Origin of the sequence: Sphingomonas sp., from assembly GCF_019242355.1 — a bacterium.
In the GTDB taxonomy this organism is placed as follows: Bacteria; Pseudomonadota; Alphaproteobacteria; order Sphingomonadales; family Sphingomonadaceae; genus Sphingomicrobium.
Genome location: NZ_JAFAVR010000118.1, coordinates 1 through 3050 on the forward strand (window position 1 = coordinate 1; position 3050 = coordinate 3050).

Genomic DNA, 3050 nt, shown 5'->3' on the forward strand with positions numbered 1-3050 from the left:
CAGATGAGCAACTTTCTCTCGGTGGTGGTGGTGCTCGGGCTATATACGGGCGCCTATTTCGCCGAGATCTTTCGGGCGGGAATCGCCTCGATCGACCGCGGCCAGCTCGACGCCGCGAAGGCGATTGGCATGCGCTACGGTGCGGCGATGCGGCGGATCATCCTGCCGCAGGCGGTGCGACGCATGATCCCTCCCTTCATCAACGAGTTCGCGACCCTGCTCAAGCTGACCACGCTCGGCTCCGTCCTAGCCGTCGCCGAGCTGCTGCATGAGGGCGAGAACCTGATCAACGACACCTATCGCCCGCTCGAGATCTACACCGTTATCGCGATTGTGTTCGCGGTCATCACCTTTCCGATCATCTACCTTGCGCAGCGGGTCGAGACCCGCCTCAAGGAGCGGTCTTGACCGAAGCGGTCGCCCTTCCGATGATCCGCGTTCGCGGGCTGCACAAGCATTACGGCGAGCTGCACGTGCTGCGTGGGATCGACCTGACGGTCGAGCGCGGCGAGGTTCTCGCGATTATCGGGCCGAGCGGATCGGGCAAGAGCACGCTGCTGCGCTGCCTGAATTTCCTCGAGGAATACGACGGCGGCGAGGTTTGGTTCGGCAGCGACCTCGTCGGCTACCGCAAGACCAACGACGGGCGTCTGGTGCGCAGCTCCGAGGCCGCGGTCGCGGCGGTGCGCGCCCGGATGGGCATGGTCTTCCAGAGCTTCAACCTTTTCCCGCACAAGACCGTGCTGGAGAACGTCATCGAGGGACCGCTCATCGTCGGCCGGCAGCGTCCGGCTGAGGCGCGGGCGATCGGCCTCGATCTGTTGCGCAAAGTCGGGCTTGCTGAAAAGGCCGATATCTACCCCAGCCGCATCTCCGGGGGCCAGCAGCAGCGCGCCGCGATCGCGCGGGCTCTGGCAATGCAGCCGAAGGCAATGCTGTTCGACGAACCGACCTCGGCGCTCGATCCCGAGCTGGTCGGCGAGGTGCTTGAGGTGATGAAGTCGCTCGCTGCCGAGGGCATGACGATGGTCATGGTCACGCACGAAATGAGCTTCGCCCGCGAGGTCGCCGACCGCGTGCTGATGATTGATCACGGGCTCGTCGTCGAGCAAGGGCCGCCGAACCAGATTTTCCGCGCACCGCGCCAGGCGCGCACCGCCGATTTCCTGCGCCGGGTCGCCGCCACCCACCGCGATCTTCTGAACACTGAGGGGGAGAGAGCCAGAGATGACACCCAGCCGTCTTCTGCGCATGGCAGCGCTCGCGCTCATGACGATCGCGACGAGCCCGATCGTTATTGGCCTTCCGGCCCACGCTCAGGTGATGGACCGCATCATGAGCGACAAGAAAATCAAGATCGGCTACATCCCGTCGCCCCCCGGCACGATCAAGGACCCGAAGACCGGTGAGCCTGGCGGCTTTTACGTCGACGCCATCCGGCTGATCTTCAAGCAGGTCAACATCGAGCCGGAGTTCATAGAGACCACCTGGGGAAATTTCGTCGCCGGGCTGCAATCGGGCCAGTTCGACCTGTCGATCGCGGGGACCTTCGCGACCGTGGGCCGCGCCAGCGCGGTCGAATTCACTAAGCCGATCTCGTATCTGGGATACAGCGCTGTTGTGAAAACGGGCGACAGCCGTTTTAAGTCGCTCTCCGATTTGAACCGCAGCGACATCAAAATCGCGCTTATACAGGGAGGCGCCAGCGTCGAGTACGCCAAGGAGAACTTTCCAAAGGCACAGCTATCGCTACTCGCCACCGGCAATTTGCTGGCCCCGTTTGTCGAGGTGTCGGCCGGTCGCGCCGATGTCGGCATCGAGGACGCCTGGCAGGCGCACCGCTACGCCAAGGAGCACCCGGAGGTGACAAACCTGTTCGAAGGCCATCCGTACAACGTGCTGCCGATCGCCTGGTCGGTGAAGCGCGGCAATGAGGATCTGCGCCTGTTCATGAACACCGCGATTGACTGGCTGATGATAAACGACCGCTTTCAAAAGCTGGCCTCGGCTTACGGCGAGACCGGCCGCTATCTGCTGAAAACCGAATACGTCCCGCTCGGCACAGCGATGCCGAAGCCGGAGGAGAAGGAGCCCGCGAAGTAACCCTCGCCCTTTGGGGCCCTTCTAACTTGCCACATCGGCGAAAGCCGGTGCCCATTTCCGTCATGGGTCCCGCCTTTCGCGGGGATGGCCCTAAACCAATCAGGCGACGGTCAACCCGGTCGGCTCATGTAGTCGTAAGCCGACAGCACGTGGGTCTTTACGATGTGGAAGAACTCGTCGAGCGTCACGTGCTCGTCGGTGCTCCCCATCCCGCTCGGGGTCGGGCCATAGATGATCGCCGGCACGTTTTTGTAGCGCCAGAGGCGCGCATCGGTGCCGCCGAGCCCGATGACCGGGGTCGGATCTATCCCCGACAGCGCGCGCGAGTTGGCGCGCACGTGCTCGGCCATCTCGGTGTCGGGGGCGGACCAAGCCGGCGGGTTGTAGACGACGGTCTCGTATGAGACTTCCGGATAGCGGGCCACGATCCGGTCGACCTCGCTTAGGATTTCCGGAGCGTCGAGCCCGTTCGGCAGGCGGAAATCGACCTCGAAGTCGCATTCGGCGGCGACCATGTTGACCTTAAGTCCGCCGCTGACCAGACCCGGGTTGACGGTCACGCGGCGGACGTTGCGCGCCGCGCCGGCGCCGAAGGCCCGGTCGATCACAGGCGCGGCAAGATCGAGCGCCGCGGCGAGGTTGCCGGCCTCGGGCGGCTCCATATCGGCGATCACCTGCAGCTCACCGATGATCGCGGCGGCGATCCCCGTCGCGCTCTTGCTGGCGTGGGTATAGGCGCCGTGCGCTCCGGCGGTGCGCACCTTGAAGCGCAGCCATAGCGGGCCCTTTTCACCGAACCGCAGGGTCAAGGGGCTCGAGGGCTCGCCGTTGAGACAGCAATTCCCGAAGATCTCGGGGTGGTGCTCGGCGAGATAGCGCGCACCCCACGGTCCGAACGTCTCCTCGTCCGACACCGCCGATAGGGTCAGCTTTCCGTGCAGCGCATC

At 64.4% G+C, this 3050-nt stretch carries 3 protein-coding genes and 1 pseudogene; 3 read left to right on the top strand and 1 reads right to left on the bottom strand.

Translation table 11 applies throughout. The features are described 5' to 3' along the window. The 3 genes and pseudogenes from JOZ79_RS05675 to JOZ79_RS05685 form a co-directional block, all read left to right on the top strand. Window positions 1-408 (top strand): amino acid ABC transporter permease (locus JOZ79_RS05675; RefSeq protein ID WP_294071792.1); only part of this gene is annotated, 408 nt, incomplete at its 5' end. Window positions 409-428: 20 nt separating this feature from the next. Continuing rightward, window positions 429-1178: pseudogene (locus JOZ79_RS05680) on the top strand (amino acid ABC transporter ATP-binding protein); the annotation flags it as partial. A gap of 157 nt (window positions 1179-1335) precedes the next feature. Continuing rightward, entirely contained in the window at window positions 1336-2103 is a 768-nt protein-coding gene (locus tag JOZ79_RS05685; protein ID WP_294071796.1) for an ABC transporter substrate-binding protein, read from the top strand. A 110-nt stretch (window positions 2104-2213) separates the two neighbouring features. Here the strand turns inward: JOZ79_RS05685 and JOZ79_RS05690 are convergent. Next, the coding region (locus JOZ79_RS05690) for a M20/M25/M40 family metallo-hydrolase (protein ID WP_294071798.1) at window positions 2214-3050 on the bottom strand (837 nt) is incomplete at its 5' end.

Coding starts and splice junctions, on each gene's coding strand:
- JOZ79_RS05685 (WP_294071796.1), top strand. CDS start 1,336: ATGAGCGACAAGAAAATCAAGATCGGCTACATCCCGTCGCCCCCCGGC.